This window comes from Candidatus Mycolicibacterium alkanivorans (genome assembly GCF_022760805.1).
GTDB classification, from domain to species: domain Bacteria; phylum Actinomycetota; class Actinomycetes; order Mycobacteriales; family Mycobacteriaceae; genus Mycobacterium; species Mycobacterium alkanivorans.
Window position 1 is genome coordinate 3,774,771 of record NZ_JAIVFL010000001.1, and the last position, 18,337, is coordinate 3,793,107.

Consider the following 18,337-nt stretch of genomic DNA (forward strand, 5'->3'; position numbering starts at 1 on the left):
TACAGGTTCCGGCCCGAGGCGTCCCGGGCGCCACGCCACACGACGGGATCCGGCAGAATCAGAGGGCGTGAGCGTCGGCAACCATCGGGTGTTCCTGCTTCGACACGGCGAAACCGAATGGTCCAGGGACCGCAAGCACACCAGTCGCACCGACCTCGACCTCACCGAGTACGGACGCGAACAGGCCAGGCTGGCCGCCCTCACCCTGGAGCGGCTCGAACTGGACAACCCGCTGGTGATCAGCAGTCCCCGCAAGCGGGCGCTGACCACTGCCGAGCTGGCCGGGCTGACTGTCGACGGGGTGTCCCCGCTGCTGGCCGAATGGGATTACGGCGACTACGAGGGGCTGACCACCCACGAGATCCGTACCGAGACGCCCGGCTGGCTGCTGTGGACCTACGGCTGCCCGGGCGGTGAGAGCGTCGATCAGGTCAGCATGCGCGCCGACCAAGCGGTCTGCTATGCGCTGGAGCGGATGGTGGATCGCGACGTGGTGTTCGTCGGCCACGGCCACTTCTCCCGATCGGTGGTGACCCGCTGGGTCGAACAGCCGCTTCGGGAAGGCGCCCGCTACGGGTTCGGCGCGGCCTCGGTCGCGGTGTGCGGCTTCGAGTACGGACTGCGGCAGCTGTCGGCGCTGGGGATGACCAGTCACCGCGAGCCGGTCGCGGGGACGTGAGGGCCCAGACGTCGTTCGTGCTGAGCGGGCCCGCCGGGACGGTGGTCGCCGACGGGATCAGGACGGGCTATGACAATGTCGCGGCCGCCTCGGCCGCACTGGCCGACGGGTCGGCCGACGTGGTGGTCGGCGCTCTGCCGTTCGACCTGCGCGGCAGGGCTGCGCTGCTGACCCCGATGTCGGTGACGTTCACCGACACGCTGCCGGCCTGGCCGACTGGTGGCATCCCGGCGGTGCGGGTCGCCGAGACGCTGCCTGGCCCCGACGAACACCGCAGCCGGATCCGCACCGCGCTGCGTTACCTCAACGACAGCGAAAGTGGTTTGCAGAAGGTGGTTTTGGCGCGAGCGCTGCGCCTGGTCGCCGACGGCCGCCTCGATGAGCGGGCGATCCTGCGGCGGTTGGCCGACGACGATGCCGAGGCCACCGTCTATTTGGCGGATCTGTCCCCGGCCGGCGGCGACCACATCGGCAGCGTGCTGGTGGGCGCCAGCCCGGAACTGCTGGTCGCGCGCCGCGGCGATCAGGTGACCTGCCAGCCGTTCGCCGGATCGGCCCCCCGGTCAGCCGACCCTGCGGACGACGCCACGAACGGCGCGGCCCTGGCCGCGTCGGGCAAGAACCGCCACGAACACCGACTCGTCGTCGACACCATGCGGACCGCGCTGGAACCGCTGTGCACCGAATTGGACGTGGCAGCCGAACCGGAACTCAGCCGCACCGCCGCGCTGTGGCACCTGTCCACCCCGATCCGCGGCACCTTGCGCGAAACGCGCGCCACTGCAATCGATTTGGCACTTGCGCTGCACCCGACACCAGCCGTCGGCGGCGTGCCGACCAACGCGGCGGTGGACCTGATCGCTGAGCTGGAGGGCGACCGGGGCTTCTACGCCGGCGCGGTGGGCTGGTGCGACGCCCGCGGCGACGGCCGCTGGGTGGTGGCGATCCGTGGGGCGCAACTGTCCGCCGATCGACGGCACGCCCTGGCGCGGGCCGGTGGCGGTATCGTGGCCGAATCCGATCCCGACGACGAAGTCGCCGAGACCTCAGCGAAGTTCAGAACAATCCTGTCGGCGCTGGGAGTCCAGCAGTGACCCTGATCCGTCGAGCCCGTTCGGGTGACGAGGCCGAGATCGTCGCGATGATCCGTGAGCTCGCCGAGTTCGAGCGTGCGGAGCACGAGTGCACGGTCACCGAAACCCAGATTGCCACAGCGCTTTTCGGCGACGACCCGGTGGGCTTCTGCCACATCGCCGAGGTCGACGGCGAGGCGGCCGCGATCGCATTGTGGTTCCGCAACTTCTCCACCTGGGACGGCGTCGCCGGGGTGCATCTGGAGGACCTGTTCGTCCGCGACAGGTTCCGCCGCCGCGGGCTGGCCCGCAAGATGCTGGCGACCCTGGCCCGGGAATGCGTGGACAACGGCTACAGCCGGCTCAGCTGGGCGGTGCTGGACTGGAACGTCAACGCGATCGCGCTCTACGACGCCGTCGGCGGCAAGCAGATGTCGCAGTGGATCACCTACCGGGTATCGGGCCCGGAATTGTCGGCGTTGGCCGACGAGTCATAGGAGGTCAGCCACTGCAGGGTCGCCGGGCTGAACAGCAGCACCAGGCTGATCACCGCGACGGCAGCAATCGGCACCGCGTAGAGCCACTGGTGTGAGCCCACCCCGATGTACCAGGTCACCGGGAGCAGCAGAAGTTGGGCGAACACCGCGACCCCCCGGCCCCAACGCCGTCCGGTCCACAGGGCCCGGGCCGCCGCCAGCAGACCGGCGCCGATCAGGCCGAACCACGCGGCGTTACCGAATCCGCTGACCACGTGCTGGTCGGCACCGGCGAACGCACGCACCACGAAGACCACTGCGGCGATCAGCGCGGCGGCGGCCTCGAGGGCCACCAGCACGGCAGCTTCTCGCACGGTTGCTGGCGCGGGAACTGTCACGGCGTCGAGCCTAGTTCTCCCATTAGGCTCAACGCTCGTGCGCGCCGTTCTGATCGTGAACCCGAACGCCACTTCGACCACGGCGGCCGGCCGTGACCTGCTCGCCCACGCGCTGGAAAGCCGCGTGAAACTGACCGTGGTGCACACCGACCACCGCGGTCACGCCATCGAGATCGCCGAGGCGGCCAGGCGAGACGGCATCGACGTGATCATCGTCCACGGCGGCGACGGCACGGTGAACGAGGTGGTCAACGGCTTGCTGGGCGCACCCCTCGGGCAGGACGTCCCGAGCGGACCGATGCCCGCGGTCGCGGTGGTGCCCGGCGGCTCGGCCAACGTCTTCGCCCGAGCGCTGGGCATCAGCCCCGACCCCATCGAGGCCACCAACCAACTGATCGACCTGCTCAGCGAGCACCGCAACGGCGGCGCGTGGCGCCGGATCGGGCTGATGGACTGCGGCGAGCGGTGGGCGGTGTTCACCGCGGGGATGGGCGTCGACGGCGACGTGGTGGCCGCGGTGGAGGCCCAGCGCGCCAAGGGCCGCAAGGTCACCGCGGGCCGCTACATCCGCGTCGCTGTGCGTGAGGTGCTCTTCAGCGTCCGCCAGAAGCCGCGCCTGACCCTCGAGCTGCCCGGCCGCGAGCCGGTCTCCGGGGTCTACTTCGCCTTCATCTCCAACTCCAGCCCGTGGACGTACGCAAACACCAGGCCGGTGTGGACCAACCCGAACACGACCTTCGAGACCGGCCTGGGCGTCTTCGCCACCACCAGCATGAACGTGTGGAAGAACCTGATGCTGGTGCGGCGGATGTTGTCCAAGAAACCCGACATCAAGGCCACGCACCTGATCCGGGAGGACGACGTGGCGTGGGTGCGGGTCACCGCCACCGAGCCGGTCGCCAGCCAGATCGACGGGGATTTCGTCGGTCTGCGCGCAGAAATGACGTTCCGTGCAGTCCCGGGGGCGTTGAACGTGGTCGCTCCACCGGCTAAGTAAGGGACTGACCAGCGCCAATGAACTCGCGTCGACGAATTTAGAGCGCAAGTGGGTTGAGTCTAGTACAAACGGGTTAGTGCTTCGGGAACGTATCCCCGTAGTGACGTTGCACACGTGTTAACGGAGTTCTATTGACATCCGTCGAGGCTGTGAAACGATCGGTTGCAACAGTGCAGAAACATTTGCGTGCACGCGTTAACAGCCGAAGGTAAACAGAGTGCGCTTCGCCGCGCACACAGTTAAGGAGTATTGACTAATGGATTGGCGCCACAAGGCGGTCTGCCGTGACGAGGATCCGGAGCTGTTCTTCCCGGTGGGGAACAGCGGACCGGCCATCGCGCAGATCGCTGACGCGAAGCTCGTCTGTAACCGGTGCCCGGTGACCACCGAGTGCCTGACCTGGGCTTTGGATTCCGGCCAGGACGCCGGCGTCTGGGGTGGCATGAGCGAGGACGAGCGCCGCGCGCTCAAGCGCCGCAACGCTCGCACCCGGGCCCGCAGCGGGGTCTGAACCACCCCGTCGCACTACGTCGGTAGACGGCTCCGGCAAGCGCCGGAGTCGTCTACTTTTTAAGTGCGTGTATTTTTCGTCACAGTTTGCTATTGCGGCGCGCGTGCGCTAAGACGCCGGCCGATCGGCACCCGTAAGACCACGTCGGTTCCCCCGCCCGGAACGTCGTGCATTCCCAGCGATCCGTCGAGTTCGGCCGACACCAGAGTCCGCACGATCTGCAGACCCAGCCGGTCGGATTTCTCCAGGCTGAAACCCTCCGGGACACCGCGGCCGTCGTCGTGCACCACAAGGTCGAGCCATCGCGCCGAGCGTTCGGCCCGGATGGTCACGCAGCCCTGCTTGGCCCCGGCGTCGAAGGCGTGCTCGATGGCGTTCTGCACGAGCTCGGTGATGACCATGACCAGAGCGGTGGCCCGGTCGGCGTCGAGCACCCCCAAAGCGCCTTCCCGGTTGATCCGGATCGGCGCGTCGACCCTGGCCACGTCGTTCATGATCGGCAGGATCCGGTCGATCACCTCGTCGAGGTTGACCTCCTCGTCCACCGACATCGACAGCGCCTCATGCACCTGCGCAATCGAGGCCACCCGGCGCACCGACTCCAGCAGCGCCTCGCGGCCCTCCTCGTTGTTGGTCCGGCGCGCCTGCAACCGCAGCAGCGCCGCCACGGTTTGCAGGTTGTTCTTCACCCGGTGGTGGATCTCGCGGATCGTCGCGTCCTTGGACAGCAGCGCTCGGTCGCGCCGCTTGACCTCGGTGACGTCCCGGATCAGCACTGCGGCCCCCGCTGCGGCGCCGTGCACCACCAGCGGCAGCGTCCGCAGCAACACCGCCGCACCGCCGGCGTCGACCTCCATGCGCATGCTGGAGCCGCCGGACAACGAGTCGCGGACGTGCTCGGCCAGCTCCTGCGCCTCGAACGGGTCGGAGATCAGCGGCCGGGTGATGGCCACGAGGTTGTGGCCCTCCAGCTCTGCGCTCAGGCCCATCCGGTGATAGGCCGACAGTGCGTTCGGGCTGGCGTAGACCACCACGCCGTCGACGTCGAGCCGGATGAAACCGTCGCCGACGCGCGGGCTGGACCGCGAGCTCGCCAGGTCGCCCACGTTCGGGAAGGTGCCCTCCGAGAGCATGTGCAGCAGGTTGCCGGCGCAGTCCAGATAGGCCTTCTCCAGCGGCGAGGAGGTGCGCCGTTCGGCCAACGAGGTCTGGTGGGTGAGCACTGCCACTACCTTGTTGGTGCAGCGCACCGGCACGGCTTCGACGTTCGGGCCCGGCTCGCGCAGCGAGGGCTCGCCGCCGCCGCGGCCGATAGCTCCGGAGGTGAAGGCTGCGGTCACGAAGGGCAGTTCCCCTTCGGCGACGACGGTGCCGACTGCGTCCTTGATGAGAACGGTCGGGGCGGTGTTGGGCCGGCATTGGGCGACGCAGACCAGTGCGCCGTCGTCGCGGCGCACCCACATCAGATAGTCGGCGAACGACAGGTCCGCCAGCAGCTGCCACTCACCGACCACCGCATGGAGGTGGTCCACGGCACTGCCCGGCAGCACCGTGTGCTCGGCGAGCAACTCACCGAGGGTCGACACAGATTCAGTCGATCACGGCAATGAGGTCACCGGCCTGGATGACGTCACCCACCGACACGTTGACCTCGGTCACGGTGCCACCCACTTCGGCGAGCACCGGAATCTCCATCTTCATCGACTCGAGAAGCACCAAGATGTCGCCGGCGCCGATCTGGTCACCCTTGCTGACCACGACCTCCAGCACACTGGCCACGATCTCGGCGCGAACATCCTCGGCCATCTCCACCCTCACTCTGCAAGCCAACCCAAATGAAGTGCTGCTCTATCGAACCACACGACCGAGTGGTCAGCGGTCGGATGCGGCCGTGAGACACTGGAGTCAACGATCAACCAATGGAGGTACACCATGGCCAAGCGTGGCCGTAAGAAGCGGGACCGCAAGCACAGCAAAGCCAACCACGGCAAGCGGCCCAACGCCTGAAACGAAAAGTGCCCGGCATGTTGCCGGGCACTTTTCGTTTCAGGGTCTACCTCAGGGCTCGCGCCGAATGATCGTGGTGCGCCGGATCTCCATCCGCACCCGCTCGAGCAGACACTGCGGAGCCTTCTCACCACTGCACTTGACGGCGATCAGCTTCTTGATGCGTTCCTCCACGCCGTAGTGGCGCAGGCAGGCCGGGCAGTCTTCGAGGTGATGGCGAAGGCGTTCCCGCGTCTCGGGCGTCGCCTCGCCGTCGAGCAGGGTCCACACCTCCGCAATCACCGCCGCGCATTCGGGATGATCCGGATCGACCGGGCCGATCGACGGGCGCCACTCGTCCTCGGCGCCGGTCACGTGGTCGTGACCGCTCATGACGACCCCTCCTCGGCCGCATCCTGGCCGCGGGTAAACCCACGCTCCTTGGCGACGTCGGCCAGCAGGGTTCGCAGCTGGCGCCTGCCACGGTGCAGCCGGGACATCACTGTCCCGATGGGGGTGTCCATGATCTCGGCGATCTCCTTGTAGGGAAAGCCCTCGACGTCGGCGTAGTACACCGCCATCCGGAAATCCTCCGGCAACGCCTGCAGTGCTTCCTTGATCTCGGAGTCGGGCAGCGACTCCAATGCCTCCACCTCGGCCGAACGCAGACCGGTGGACGTGTGCTGGGCGTTGGCCGCCAGCTGCCAGTCGGTGATCTCGTCGGTCGGGTACTCGGCGGGCTGCCGCTGCTTCTTGCGGTAGCTGTTGATGTAGGTGTTCGTCATGATCCGGTACAGCCACGCCTTGAGGTTGGTGCCATCCCGGAACGAACGGAACGCGCCGACGGCCTTGACCATGGTTTCCTGCACCAGGTCCTCGGCGTCGGCGGGATTGCGGGTCATGCGGAGAGCACCGCCGTAGAGCTGGTCCATCAACGGGATCGCATCGCGCTCGAAGCGCGCCAAGAGCTCGTCGTCGGGTTCGCGCACGGCGGCGTCGGCTTGGCCGGAGCCGTCGGCGCCCTCGATGTCGGTCATCGTGATTGACACGGTCCCTTCTGCCGCGGTGCCCGTGATGAGCTCCGGCAGCGGTATCGGGCGGATGAGAACCGACGGCGTCCGCTCGTCGCGTACCAGGGTCATGGCAATCGACACTGGCTTTCTCTCCTTCCAATCCTAAGACCGTGGCCGACAGATTTTTCTCGGCGACCCTTCGACCGCATGCAGCCACACCCCATAACGGGATTGGTGACCACGCTAATTCCCGGCCTAAGCTCACATCCGTGACTCGGGCGGCCACTCCTGCGATCGCCGCGCTGGTGAAGGCGAGCGTTGCCCACGAGGTCCTGCGCTATCACCACGACCGGCGTTCGGAGTCCTACGGCGACGAAGCGGTGGCCGCACTGGCCGGCGAGTCCGTCGTACCCGAGCAGATCTTCAAGACGCTCGTCATCTCGGGGCCGTCGGGTCTGGCGGTGGCTGTCCTGCCGGTGCCGTGGATGCTGTCACTCAAGGCCGCCGCGGCGGCGCTGGGGCTGGGCAAGGCGACGATGGCCGAGCGGGCGGCCGCCGAGCGGGCCACCGGGTACGTGCTCGGTGGGATCTCGCCGCTGGGCCAGCGCAAACGGCTCCCGACGGTCGTCGACAGTTCGGCCCTGAGGTTCGACCGGGTGCTGTGCAGCGCCGGCAAACGCGGCTGGGACGTGGCGCTCTCGCCTGAAAACCTGGTTCGCCTCGCCCAGGCGGTGACCGCCGATATCCGCGCTCTAGTGTGACCCCATGTCCTTCGCCGGCAAGACCATGTTCATTTCCGGAGCCAGCCGCGGTATCGGCCTGGCCATCGCCAAGCGCGTCGCGGCCGACGGCGCCAACATCGCCCTGGTGGCCAAGACCACCGAACCGCACCCGAAGCTGCCCGGCACGATCTACACTGCGGCCAAGGAGATCGAGGAGGTCGGCGGCCAGGCGCTGCCGATCGCCGGTGACGTCCGCGACGGCGACTCGGTGGCCGAGGCCGTGGCCAAGGCCGTCGAGCAGTTCGGCGGCATCGACATCTGCGTCAACAACGCCTCGGCGATCAACCTCGGCTCCATCGAGGAGGTGCCACTCAAACGCTTCGACCTGATGAACGGCATCCAGGTGCGCGGCACCTACGCGGTGTCGCAGGCCTGCCTACCGCACATGAAGGGCCGGGAGAACCCGCACGTCCTGACGCTCTCACCGCCGATCCGGCTGGAATCCGAGTGGCTCAAGCCCACGCCGTACATGATGGCGAAGTTCGGAATGACGTTGTGCGCCTTGGGAATTGCCGAGGAGATGCGTTCGGCCGGGATCGCGTCGAACACGCTGTGGCCGCGCACCCTGGTCGCCACGGCAGCGGTACAGAACCTGCTGGGCGGCGACGAGGCGATGGGCCGGGCCCGCAAGCCCGAGGTGTACTCCGACGCCGCCTACGCGGTGCTGAGCAAGCCGGCTCGGGAGTTCACCGGGCATTCGCTGCTGTGCGAGGACGTGCTGTTGGACTCGGGCGTCACCGACCTGTCGGTCTACGACTGCGTGCCGGGTTCGGAGCTCGGTGTCGACCTGTGGGTCGACACCCCGAACCCGCCGGGCTACAAGGGCGGCTAGCCCTTCTTGCCCAGCCCGAACCGGCGCAGACCGTGGCCGGCGAAGGCGCGCATCGCCGCCAGCGCGAAGCGGCTCTGCATCTTAGGCGACGAGTACCACAGCATCTCGGACTTCTGCGTCGGCAGCTTGGGCGCAGTGATGGCCTGCTGGCGGCAGAACTTGATCAGGCCGGCGGCGCCGCCACCACGGTAGCCGATGCCGGATTCCTTCCAGCCGCCCATCGGCAGGCCGGGGCAGAAGACGTTGGCCAACGCGTCGTTGATGTTGACCGCGCCGACCTCGAGGCGCCGTGCCACCCGCTCGCCACGTTCGGTGTCGCCGGTCCAAACGCTGGCCGACAGGCCGTATTGCGAGTCGTTGGCCAGGCGGATGGCCTCCTCCTCGTCGGCCACCTTGATCACCGGCAGCGTCGGTCCGAAGGTCTCCTCGGCGATGCAGCTCATGCTCGGCTCGACGTCGGCGAGCACCGTCGGCTCGAAGAACGTGCCCACCCCCGTCGGCTTACCGCCGGTGAGCACCTTGGCGCCCGCGGCGACGGCCTCCTTGACGTGCCGCTCGACGATGTCGCGCTGCGCAGGGGTGGCCATGGCGCCGGTGTCGTACTTGTAGCCGGACTGCTCCTGACCCTGCTGCACCGAGCGCACCTTGTCGGTGAGCTTGGCGACGAACTCGTCGTACACCGGAGCCTCGACGAACACCCGCTCCACCGAGATGCACACCTGGCCGGAGTTGAACATGCCGCCCCACGCGATGCCGTTGGCGGCGCGGTCGATGTCGGCGTCGGCCAGGACGATGGCCGGGTCCTTGCCGCCGAGTTCCAGGCTGAACGGGATCAGGCGCTCGGCGCACGCCACAGCCACCTTACGGCCGGTCGCGGTCGAGCCGGTGAAGTGGACGTAGTCGGCGTTCGCGATCACCGCCGCACCGGTGTCGCCGTAGCCGGTCGCGAGTTTCAGGATCGGCGGGGCGCCGATCTCGTTCCAGCCGCGGACCAGTTCCACCGCCGAAAGTGGCGTCACCTCAGAGGGTTTCAACAACACCGCGGCGCCTGCCGCCAGGGCGGGCACCAGGTCCAGTGCGAGCATGGCGATCGGAAAGTTCCACGGCTCGATCATCCCGACCACCGGGTAGGGCCGCAACACGGTGATGAGCTTCTTGACCCGGAACAGCGGGGTGTGCGCCTTGGGGTGGCGGTCGGCGAGGAACTCCTCGGCATTGCCCGCCCAGTAGTTGATGGCGTCGGCCATGGTTACCGGTTCCAGGCTGGCGTCGGTGCGGGACTTGCCACTCTCCGACATCAGCACGCCGGTCAGGTGATCGGAGTTGTCGAGGATCCAGTCCTGCCACTTGCGCATCCACACCTTGCGGCCGCGCGGCCCGATCGCCTCCCACTCCGGCTGGAACAGCCGCAACTCGCGGGCTTTGGCGGCCACGGTGTCCGGGCCGTCGATCGGGACGGTGCCCGCCACGCGGCCGTCGGCCGGGTTGTGGACGGTAATGGTGGCCTCATCGGACTTGGGCTCGACCGCGGTCATGGCCGCTCCTCTCGCTGGGCGGAATGTGCCTATCAGCGTAGCGGTCCCGACCCGACTAGAACAGGCCAACCGGTTGGTTGTCCGGCTCGGCCGGTTCGATCAGCTCCGGGCCGTTGTTGCGGACACTGTTGACCAGGGTCGACACCTCCCGCATCGCGATCCCGCTGATGTCGGGCGGGGCGGCGAGCAGCTCGGCGGCGGCCGGCTCGTCGGGGTCCAGCCAGCGGTCCCAGTCCCGCTCGCCGACGACCAGCGGCATCCGGTCGTGGATCTCGGCGAGTTCGCCGACCGCGTCGGTGGTGATGATCGTGCACGTCAGCAGTGAGCTGGCATCCTTCTCGGGCCGCCACACCGACCACAGCCCGGCCGTGAACAGCAGCTCACCGTCGGAGCGGTACATGTAGAACGGCGTCTTGCGGGACTTCTTGCCGGCCGGGGTGTCGGGGTTGGGTTTCCACTCGTAGTAGCCGTCCATCGGCACCAGACACCGCTTGCTCTTGGCCGAGGCCCGAAATGCCGGCGAGGAGGTGAGCTTCTCGGCGCGCGCGTTGATCAGCAGCGGGCCCTTGTTCTCCGGTGTGCCGTCCGGGGCGGCCTTGACCCACGGCGGGACCAGACCCCAGCGCATCAGCCTCACCCGCCGCGTCGGAGTGTCCTCGGGCTCGTCGTGGCGGCTGACGACGGTGGCGATGGTCGCCGTCGGCGCCACGTTGTAGTTGGGACCGCTGGTCTCCCCCGCCACGGCGGTGGCCTCGTCGATGGCATGGATCTTCTCGGCCAGCAGGGCCGGGTCGGTGGTGACCGCGAATCGTCCGCACATGCCTCCATAGTGGCAAGAACGCCCGACAAGGCAGGATGTAGCCGTGAGCATCGAGCAGTGGACGGCACCGAGCACGCCGACCCCCGTCCACGCCACCGTCACGGTGCCTGGCTCCAAATCCCAGACCAACCGCACGCTGATTCTCGCCGCGCTGGCCGCGGCCCAGGGACAGGGCGGCTCCACCATCAGCGGCGCACTGCGCAGCCGCGACACCGACCTGATGATCGGCGCGCTGCGGACCCTGGGCCTGCGCGTCGAAGGCGACGGCGCCGACCTGACCGTCAGCGGCGGCCTGAACCCCGGCACGCAGGCCCGCATTGACTGCGGCCTGGCCGGCACGGTGTTGCGGTTCGTTCCGCCACTGGCGGCGTTGAGCAGCGCTGCCGTCGAGTTCGACGGCGACGAGCAGGCCCGGGCCCGGCCGATCGCTCCGCTTCTCGACGCGCTGCGCGGACTCGGGGTCGACGTCGAGGGCTCCGGGCTGCCCTTCCTGGTCCGCGGACACGGGACGGTCCACGGCGGCACGGTGAACATCGACGCCTCGGCGTCCTCGCAGTTCGTCTCCGGACTGCTGCTGTGCGGCGCGGCGTTCACCGAGGGACTGACCGTCGTGCACACCGGAACCTCGGTTCCCTCGGCGCCGCACATAGCGATGACGGCGGCGATGCTGCGCGAGGCCGGTGTCGACGTCGACGACACCGTGGCCAACCAGTGGCGGGTACTGCCCGGCCCGATCGCCGCCCGGCACTGGGAGGTCGAGCCCGACCTGTCCAACTCGGTACCGTTTCTGGCCGCGGCCGTGGTCAGCGGCGGGGCGGTGTGCATCGCCGGGTGGCCGAGGGTGAGCGTGCAGCCCGCCGATACCATTCTCGGCATTCTCGAGATGCTGGGATCGACTGTGCGGCAGACTGATTCGTACCTGGAAGTGCAGGGTGCGGGCAGCTACCCGGGTTTTGACGTCGACCTGCACGACGTGGGCGAGTTGGCTCCGTCCGTGGCCGCGCTGGCCGCGCTGGCCGCACCCGGCTCGGTGTCGCGGCTGACGGGCATCGCGCACCTGCGCGGCCACGAGACCGACCGTCTGGCCGCGCTGAGCACCGAGATCAACGCCCTGGGCGGCGACTGCGCCGAGACCGACGACGGGCTGCTCATCACTGCGACCCCCCTGCATGCTGGCACCTGGCACTCGTATGCCGACCACCGGATGGCAATGGCCGGAGCGATCGTCGGCCTGCGGGTTCCCGGCGTGGCGGTCGAGGACATCGCGACCACCGCCAAGACCCTGCCGGAATTTCCCCAGCTGTGGGCCGAGATGCTGGGGCGCGATTGAGAAGACACGAGTACGACGAGTCCGACGTCAAGATCAGGTCGGGCCGTGGCTCGCGTCCTCGCACCAAGACCCGTCCGGAGCATGCCGACGCCGTGCCGGCGATGGTGGTCACCGTCGACCGCGGCCGCTGGGGTTGCGTGCTCGAGGGCGATCCGCAGCGACGGGTGACCGCGATGCGGGCACGCGAGCTGGGCCGGACCCCCATCGTCGTCGGCGACCAGGTCGACGTGGTGGGCGACCTGTCCGGCCGGCCCGACACGCTGGGCCGCATCGTGCGGCGCGGGGAGCGCCGAACGGTGTTGCGGCGCACCGCCGATGACACCGACCCCACCGAACGGGTGGTGGTGGCCAACGCCGATCAGTTGCTGATCGTGGTGGCGCTGGCCGACCCCCCGCCACGCACCGGACTGGTCGACCGCACTCTGATCGCAGCCTACGCCGGTGGCCTGCGGCCAATCCTGTGCCTGACCAAGACCGATCTGGCACCCGCAGAACCGTTCGCAGCGCAGTTCGCCGAACTGGACCTCACAGTGATCACCGGCGGGCGCGACGACCCACTCGACGCCGCCGACGATCTGCTGACCGGGCATGTCACCGTGCTGCTGGGGCATTCCGGAGTCGGCAAGTCGACATTGGTGAATCGCCTTGTGCCCGAAGCGGAGCGGGCCACCGGCGAAGTGTCCGGGGTTGGTAAGGGCAGGCACACCTCCACCCAGTCGATGGCGTTGCCGCTGCCCGAAGGCGGATGGGTGATCGACACGCCGGGGATCCGGTCGTTCGGCCTGGCCCACATCGAGCCCGACGACGTGCTACGCGCCTTTTCCGATCTCGCTGACGCGATCGACGAGTGCCCACGCGGCTGCGGGCACATGGGTCCGCCTGCCGACCCGGAATGCGCGCTCGACGCCCTGACCGGGTCGCAGGCCCGGCGCGTCGCCGCGGCTCGACGGCTGCTCTCCGCATTGACCGAGTCCGCCGCGTACTGAATTGTTCGACCTAGACAACAGAGAGGCACACCGCAGAAATGACTTCAGCACCCAAGGTTCCCGACATCACCCTCAACGACGGCAACCGGATTCCGCAGTTCGGTTTCGGCGTCTACCAGATCCCGCCCGACGACACCGCGTCCGCCGTGCGCACGGCGCTCGAGATCGGCTACCGCCACATCGACACTGCGGAGATGTACCAGAACGAGAAGGGCGTCGGGCAGGGCATACGCGACTCCGGTATCGACCGCGACGAGGTGTTCATCACCAGCAAGCTCAACAACGGCTACCACAAACCCGACGACGCCCGCCGCGCGTTCGACGCGAGCATCGACGCGCTGGGCTTCGACGATGTCGACCTGTTCCTCATCCACTGGCCGCTGCCGACACTCTACGACGGTGATTTCGTCTCGACCTGGAAGATGTTGGAGGAGTTCAAGAAAGACGGCCGCGCCCGCAGCATCGGAGTGTCGAACTTCCAGGTCCATCACCTCCAGGAGCTGGCCCGGGACACCGAGACCGTGCCCGCCGTCAACCAGATCGAGGTACACCCGTACTACACCAACGACGCGGTACGCGCCTACGGCATCGAGCACACCATCGTCACCGAGGCCTGGTCACCCATCGCACAGGGCAAGGTGCTCGGCGACCCGGTCGTGGGTCAGATCGCGCAGCAGATCGGCAAGTCGCCCGCTCAGGTGGTGCTGCGGTGGCACGTCGAGCGCGGCGACATCGTGTTCCCGAAATCGGTTTCTCCGCAACGCATCCGGGAGAACTTCGACATCTTCGACTTCGAACTCAGCGATGACCAGATCGAGGAGATCACCGAACTCGACAAGGGCGTGGCCGGTCGCCTGGGCCCGGACCCCGACACCTTCGCCTGGATCCCGAAGTAGGAGCGCTCGGGGCATTGAGTGTGCGCTCAGGGCGGGATTTCGCGAGTCTTCCCGCCCTACAAGCACACTCGACCCCGCGAATGCACTCTCTTCGCTAGGCGGCCTTGGCCGCGCGCTTCTCCCGGCGCCACTCCCGCACGGCGGTGATCGCCGTCTTCAGCCCACGCTTGCGGCCGGTGCGCGGATCGATCCCGGCGTAGCCGGGCTCCAACTCCGCGAACATCCGCTCGCTGCGGGTCTCCGGCGCATCGTCCGCGGTGTCGCGCAGGTACTTGTCCGGCAGCGACAGCTTGGCGATGGTGCGCCATGACTTCCCGTACTGCACCAGGAATGGCCCGCTGGTGTAGGGCAGGTCGTACTTGTCGCACACCGCACGCACCCGCACCGAGATCTCTGCGAGCCGGCTGCTCGGCAGGTCCGGGTACAGGTGATGTTCGATCTGGTAGGACAGGTTGCCCGTCATGAAGTCCATCACCGGACCGCCGTCGATGTTGGCGCTGCCGAGCATCTGGCGCAGGTACCACTGGCCCTTACTCTCGCCGACCATGTCGGTCTTGGTGAATTTCTCTGCGCCGTCAGGGAAATGGCCGCAGAAGATCACCGCATTGGACCAGATGTTGCGGATTACGTTGGCTACCGCATTGGCCGTCGCGGTGGACCGGTAGGTAGCCGCCGGCGACAGCGAGGTGATCGCCGGGAAGGCGACGTAGTCCTTGAAGACCTGCCGGCCCGCCTTGACGCCGAACTCGCGCCCTCGGATCAACGTGGCTTTCCGGTCGTCGCGGCCCCTGAATATCTTGCCGAGTTCCAGGTGTTGGAGCCCGACTCCCCACTCGAAGCCAATGGCCAGCAGGGTGTTGAACATCAGGTTGCCGTAGAGATTGAACCGCTTCCACCGCTGATCGCGGGTGACCCGGATGACGCCGTAGCCCACGTCGTCGTCCATGCCCAGGATGTTGGTGTACTTGTGGTGCATGAAGTTGTGGGTGAAACGCCAGTGCTTGGACGCCCCGATCATGTCCCACTCCCACGTCGAGGAGTGAATCTCGGGATCGTTCATCCAGTCCCACTGGCCGTGCATGACGTTGTGGCCGATCTCCATGTTCTCGATGATCTTGGCCACCCCCAGCGTCACCGTGCCGGCCCACCAAGCCGAGCGCTTGGAGCTCGCGGCCAGCGTCAGCCGTCCCGCGACCTCGAGCGCACGCTGCGCGGCGATGGTGCGGCGGATGTAGCGCGCGTCCCGCGCGCCCAGGGAATCCTCGATGTCCTGCCGAATGGTGTCGAGCTCGACACACAAGCTCTCGATGTCGGCGTCCGTCAGATGCGCGAACGCTTCGAGGTCAGTAATTGCCATCTGTCACGCCTCCCTTCCTTCTACCTACGCTACCGTAACCTACGTACCCGTAGGTTACTAGCCAGTAAACCTTAGATATCCAGCACACAATCACCCGACGCCGATGACACACAGGTCTGAATCCGCGTCCCCGGCTCGTGCTCGGCGCCGGTGCGCAGATCGCGGACATGCCCGTCGACCAGGCTCACCACGCAGGACTGGCAGATGCCCATCCGGCAGCCGAACGGCATCTGCACACCAGCCTTCTCGCCGGCCTCCATCAGTGAGGTCGCCGCATCGGCATCGATGGTCGTGCCGCTCCGCCCGAAGGTGACCGTGCCACCCTGGCCGTGAGCCGCCGCCCGCGACACCGCAAAGCGCTCCAGATGCAACCGGTCGGCGACCCCGGCCGCCTGCCACACCTTGTGCGCCGCATCGAGCATCCCCTCCGGACCGCAGGCCCAGGTCTGGCGCTGCCGCCAGTCCGGAACCACGTCGTCGAGATGCTGCAGATCCAGCCGGCCCTGCGTGCGCGTCGTGCGGACCATCAGCCGGTAGCCCTCGTGTCCACGGGCCAGCTCCGCGAGTTCGGCGGCAAACATGACGTCGGATTCCGTTGGGGCGGAATGGATGTGGACGATGTCGCCAATCTGTCCGCGACGATCCAGCGTCCGCAACATCGACATCACCGGGGTGATTCCGGAGCCACCGGTCACGAATAGCACCGACGGCGGCGCCGGGTCAGGCAGCACGAAGTTGCCCTGCGGGGCGGCCAGCCGCACGATGGTGCCCGGCCTGACGCCCCCCACCAAATGGGTGGACAGGAAGCCCTCTGGCATGGCCTTGACGGTGATCGTGATCGTGCGCGACCGGCCGGGGCCCGTCACCGGCGCCGAGGTCAGCGAGTACGACCGCCAGCGCCAACGCCCGTCGACCAACAGCCCGATGCCGATGTACTGCCCGGGCCGGTAGTCGAAGCTGAACCCCCACCCCGGCTTGATCACCAGTGTGGCAGAATCCTCGGTCTCGCGTCGCACGTCGAGCACCCGGCCGCGCAGCTCGCGGGCCGACCACAGCGGGTTGGCCAGCTGCAGGTAGTCGTCGGGCAGCAGGGGTGTGGTGATCCGCCCGACCAGGGCGCGCAGCGCGTCGACAGCGGGTCGCTTGCCGGCCCCGGCCACCGCCGGGCGGACGGTGTCGGCCACCTTCGCCTTGATCTTGACCTCGTTCTTCGCCATCCCCGCCGCTCTCTGTCGATTTAACCTACGGTACCGTAACCTACGGTTCCGTATCTACACGCTCAGAGCAAATCGAGCAGAAACGGCAGCTCCTGGGTGGCATACCAGGCCAGGTCGTGGTCCTGGGCGTCGCCGACGGTGAGCTCGGCGTCCTCGTCACCCAGATCGGCCTCGTCGATCACGTCGATCGCGGCTCGCACCGCTGGTTCGGCTGCGGCGTTGTCGACGTAGGCGGCCACCACCTGGCTCAAAGCCACCCGCCCGTTGAGCCGCACGACGGCATCGTCGAGATCGGGGCGGGGGGTGACGTCGGCATCGGGGGCATCGGCCACCAGGACGGTCCGGCGCAGCGGGAGCTCGCCGGCGGGCTCGGCGGCCAGCAGTCGGAGCGACGCCAGCGCCGCCTCCCCGATGGCCACCTCGGCCAGTTCCTCGTCGTCACCCTCGGCGTAGGACTCGCGCAGCGTCGGCGTCACTGCGAACGCCGTACCGGACAGCGGCTGCATCGACCCGACGGCCACCAACTGCTGCAACATGGACAGGGTGGCCGGGATGTAAACCCGCACTTAATCAGCGCCGTTCTCAGGGTCGCCGAGCAGGGTCGAGACGTAGTCGGGCACATAGGTCGACAGCTCACGCGGCGGCCGGTGGTAGTTGCCCAGCAACGGCCGCTTGGGCAGGTCGACCTTCGGGTGATCGACTTCGTCGTACTCGATGCTCGAGAGCAGGTGGGCGATCATGTTCAGCCGGGCGTGCTTCTTGTTGTCCGACTCCACCACGAACCACGGGCTGGCCGGCGTGTCGGTGTGCACCATCATCTGGTCCTTGGCCCGGGAGTACTCCTCCCAGCGGTAGATCGACTCCAGATCCATCGAGCTGAGCTTCCAGCGCCGCAGCGGGTCGTTGCGGCGGGACTTGAACCGGCGCAACTGCTCGTCGTCGGACACCGAGAACCAGTATTTGCGCAGGATGACCCCGTCGTCGATGAGCATCTGCTCGAAGAGCGGGCACTGGCGCAAGAACAAGGTGTGCTCCTGCGGGGTGCAGAACCCCATCACCAGTTCGACACCGGCGCGGTTGTACCAGGACCGGTCGAAGAGCACCATCTCCCCGCGGGCCGGCAGGTGTTCGATGTAGCGCTGGAAGTACCACTGGCCGCGCTCGCGCTCGGTGGGCGCGGGCAGGGCGGCGATGCGCACGACCCGGGGGCTGAGGTATTCCGTGATGCGTTTGATCGTGCCGCCCTTACCCGCGGCGTCGCGACCTTCGAACACCACCACGATCCGCGCTCCGGTGACCTTGGCCCACTCCTGAAGTTTCACCAATTCGGTTTGCAGCCGGAACAATTCGGCGTCGTACACATCTTTGGGAATCTTGCGGTCGGCCTTCTTTTTCGGGGCCTCACCGTCGGGATGGTCCTTGCTCACCGCCGCATACTACGTCGCAGGT

At 67.7% G+C, this 18,337-nt stretch carries 22 protein-coding genes; 11 read left to right on the forward strand and 11 right to left on the reverse strand.

Going from position 1 to position 18,337, the window contains the following annotated elements; genetic code table 11:
* Nucleotides 1-67 precede the first annotated feature (67 nt).
* The 3 genes from K9U37_RS18485 to K9U37_RS18495 are packed head-to-tail and all read left to right on the forward strand — an operon-like array spanning nt 68 to nt 2,249.
* Nucleotides 68-679, forward strand: a complete 612-nt coding sequence (locus tag K9U37_RS18485; RefSeq protein WP_243072932.1) for an acid phosphatase — start codon at nt 68-70, stop codon at nt 677-679.
* Nucleotides 676-1,773: an isochorismate synthase gene (locus K9U37_RS18490; protein WP_243072933.1), complete on the forward strand. Its 1,098-nt coding sequence runs from the start codon at nt 676-678 to the stop codon at nt 1,771-1,773. The genes K9U37_RS18485 and K9U37_RS18490 overlap by 4 nt, the downstream gene beginning before the upstream one ends.
* Before the next feature lie 47 nt (nt 1,774-1,820).
* Complete coding sequence (locus K9U37_RS18495) at nt 1,821-2,249, forward strand: GNAT family N-acetyltransferase (RefSeq protein WP_243073455.1); 429 nt, start codon at nt 1,821-1,823, stop codon at nt 2,247-2,249.
* Here K9U37_RS18495 and K9U37_RS18500 read toward each other — a convergent pair.
* Nucleotides 2,201-2,626 (reverse strand): hypothetical protein, encoded by a 426-nt coding sequence (locus K9U37_RS18500; protein WP_243072934.1) that lies wholly within the window; start codon nt 2,624-2,626, stop codon nt 2,201-2,203. The two genes, K9U37_RS18495 and K9U37_RS18500, sit on opposite strands and share 49 nt — an antisense overlap.
* Nucleotides 2,627-2,663: 37 nt before the next feature.
* Here K9U37_RS18500 and K9U37_RS18505 point away from each other — a divergent pair, with 37 nt between their 5' ends.
* Together K9U37_RS18505 and K9U37_RS18510 are read left to right on the forward strand one after the other, a co-directional pair.
* Nucleotides 2,664-3,623 carry a diacylglycerol/lipid kinase family protein gene (locus K9U37_RS18505; protein ID WP_243072935.1) on the forward strand — a complete coding sequence of 320 codons (960 nt, stop codon included), beginning with the start codon at nt 2,664-2,666 and terminating at the stop codon, nt 3,621-3,623.
* A gap of 256 nt (nt 3,624-3,879) precedes the next feature.
* Entirely contained in the window at nt 3,880-4,134 is a 255-nt protein-coding gene (locus K9U37_RS18510; protein ID WP_243072936.1) for a WhiB family transcriptional regulator, read from the forward strand.
* A gap of 89 nt (nt 4,135-4,223) precedes the next feature.
* Here K9U37_RS18510 and K9U37_RS18515 read toward each other — a convergent pair whose 3' ends face one another.
* Nucleotides 4,224-5,720 (reverse strand): two-component system sensor histidine kinase PdtaS, encoded by a 1,497-nt coding sequence (locus K9U37_RS18515; protein WP_243072937.1) that lies wholly within the window; start codon nt 5,718-5,720, stop codon nt 4,224-4,226.
* Nucleotides 5,721-5,724: 4 nt separating this feature from the next.
* Nucleotides 5,725-5,940 (reverse strand): biotin/lipoyl-binding carrier protein, encoded by a 216-nt coding sequence (locus K9U37_RS18520; protein ID WP_243073456.1) that lies wholly within the window; start codon nt 5,938-5,940, stop codon nt 5,725-5,727.
* A 126-nt stretch (nt 5,941-6,066) separates the two neighbouring features.
* Between K9U37_RS18520 and K9U37_RS20630 the strand changes: the two genes are divergently transcribed.
* On the forward strand, nt 6,067-6,141 hold the full coding sequence (locus tag K9U37_RS20630; RefSeq protein ID WP_011728008.1) for a 50S ribosomal protein bL37: 75 nt from the start codon (nt 6,067-6,069) through the stop codon (nt 6,139-6,141).
* Between the two features lie 51 nt (nt 6,142-6,192).
* Here K9U37_RS20630 and rsrA read toward each other — a convergent pair whose 3' ends face one another.
* A complete protein-coding gene (gene rsrA, locus K9U37_RS18525) occupies nt 6,193-6,513 on the reverse strand; it encodes a mycothiol system anti-sigma-R factor (protein WP_243072938.1) in 321 nt (106 codons plus the stop codon).
* Entirely contained in the window at nt 6,510-7,157 is a 648-nt protein-coding gene (locus tag K9U37_RS18530) for a sigma-70 family RNA polymerase sigma factor (protein ID WP_243073457.1), read from the reverse strand. The genes rsrA and K9U37_RS18530 overlap by 4 nt, the downstream gene beginning before the upstream one ends.
* 245 nt (nt 7,158-7,402) lie before the next feature.
* Between K9U37_RS18530 and K9U37_RS18535 the strand changes: the two genes are divergently transcribed.
* Together K9U37_RS18535 and K9U37_RS18540 are read left to right on the forward strand one after the other, a co-directional pair.
* Nucleotides 7,403-7,894 (forward strand): YbaK/EbsC family protein, encoded by a 492-nt coding sequence (locus K9U37_RS18535; protein WP_243072939.1) that lies wholly within the window; start codon nt 7,403-7,405, stop codon nt 7,892-7,894.
* Nucleotides 7,895-7,898: 4 nt separating this feature from the next.
* Complete coding sequence (locus K9U37_RS18540) at nt 7,899-8,747, forward strand: SDR family oxidoreductase (protein ID WP_243072940.1); 849 nt, start codon at nt 7,899-7,901, stop codon at nt 8,745-8,747.
* On the opposite strand, the gene K9U37_RS18545 is transcribed toward K9U37_RS18540, so the two are convergent.
* Nucleotides 8,744-10,282 (reverse strand): aldehyde dehydrogenase family protein, encoded by a 1,539-nt coding sequence (locus K9U37_RS18545; protein ID WP_243072941.1) that lies wholly within the window; start codon nt 10,280-10,282, stop codon nt 8,744-8,746. The genes K9U37_RS18540 and K9U37_RS18545 overlap by 4 nt on opposite strands.
* Nucleotides 10,283-10,337: 55 nt before the next feature.
* Nucleotides 10,338-11,102 (reverse strand): SOS response-associated peptidase, encoded by a 765-nt coding sequence (locus K9U37_RS18550; RefSeq protein WP_243072942.1) that lies wholly within the window; start codon nt 11,100-11,102, stop codon nt 10,338-10,340.
* A 49-nt stretch (nt 11,103-11,151) separates the two neighbouring features.
* On the opposite strand from K9U37_RS18550, the gene aroA reads away from it, so the two are divergent.
* From aroA to K9U37_RS18565, 3 genes are read left to right on the forward strand one after another with little or no spacing between them, the layout of a single operon-like run.
* The gene (aroA, locus tag K9U37_RS18555) at nt 11,152-12,432 is read left to right on the forward strand and encodes a 3-phosphoshikimate 1-carboxyvinyltransferase (protein ID WP_243073458.1); all 1,281 of its coding nucleotides are present in this window, start codon (nt 11,152-11,154) and stop codon (nt 12,430-12,432) included.
* Nucleotides 12,429-13,418, forward strand: a complete 990-nt coding sequence (rsgA, locus tag K9U37_RS18560; protein WP_243072943.1) for a ribosome small subunit-dependent GTPase A — start codon at nt 12,429-12,431, stop codon at nt 13,416-13,418. Before aroA ends, rsgA begins: the two co-directional genes overlap by 4 nt.
* A 38-nt stretch (nt 13,419-13,456) precedes the next feature.
* Nucleotides 13,457-14,314, forward strand: a complete 858-nt coding sequence (locus K9U37_RS18565; protein WP_243072944.1) for an aldo/keto reductase — start codon at nt 13,457-13,459, stop codon at nt 14,312-14,314.
* 94 nt (nt 14,315-14,408) lie between these two features.
* Here the strand turns inward: K9U37_RS18565 and K9U37_RS18570 are convergent, their stop codons facing one another.
* From K9U37_RS18570 to ppk2, 4 genes are all read right to left on the reverse strand, one after another.
* On the reverse strand, nt 14,409-15,671 hold the full coding sequence (locus tag K9U37_RS18570) for a fatty acid desaturase family protein (RefSeq protein WP_243072945.1): 1,263 nt from the start codon (nt 15,669-15,671) through the stop codon (nt 14,409-14,411).
* Nucleotides 15,672-15,742: 71 nt separating this feature from the next.
* The gene (locus tag K9U37_RS18575) at nt 15,743-16,888 is read right to left on the reverse strand and encodes a ferredoxin reductase (RefSeq protein ID WP_243072946.1); all 1,146 of its coding nucleotides are present in this window, start codon (nt 16,886-16,888) and stop codon (nt 15,743-15,745) included.
* A 62-nt stretch (nt 16,889-16,950) separates the two neighbouring features.
* Complete coding sequence (locus tag K9U37_RS18580) at nt 16,951-17,454, reverse strand: DUF6912 family protein (protein ID WP_372489538.1); 504 nt, start codon at nt 17,452-17,454, stop codon at nt 16,951-16,953.
* Nucleotides 17,455-18,315, reverse strand: a complete 861-nt coding sequence (gene ppk2 / locus K9U37_RS18585) for a polyphosphate kinase 2 (RefSeq protein ID WP_372489539.1) — start codon at nt 18,313-18,315, stop codon at nt 17,455-17,457. It abuts the gene before it with no gap.
* Nucleotides 18,316-18,337: the final 22 nt, after the last annotated feature.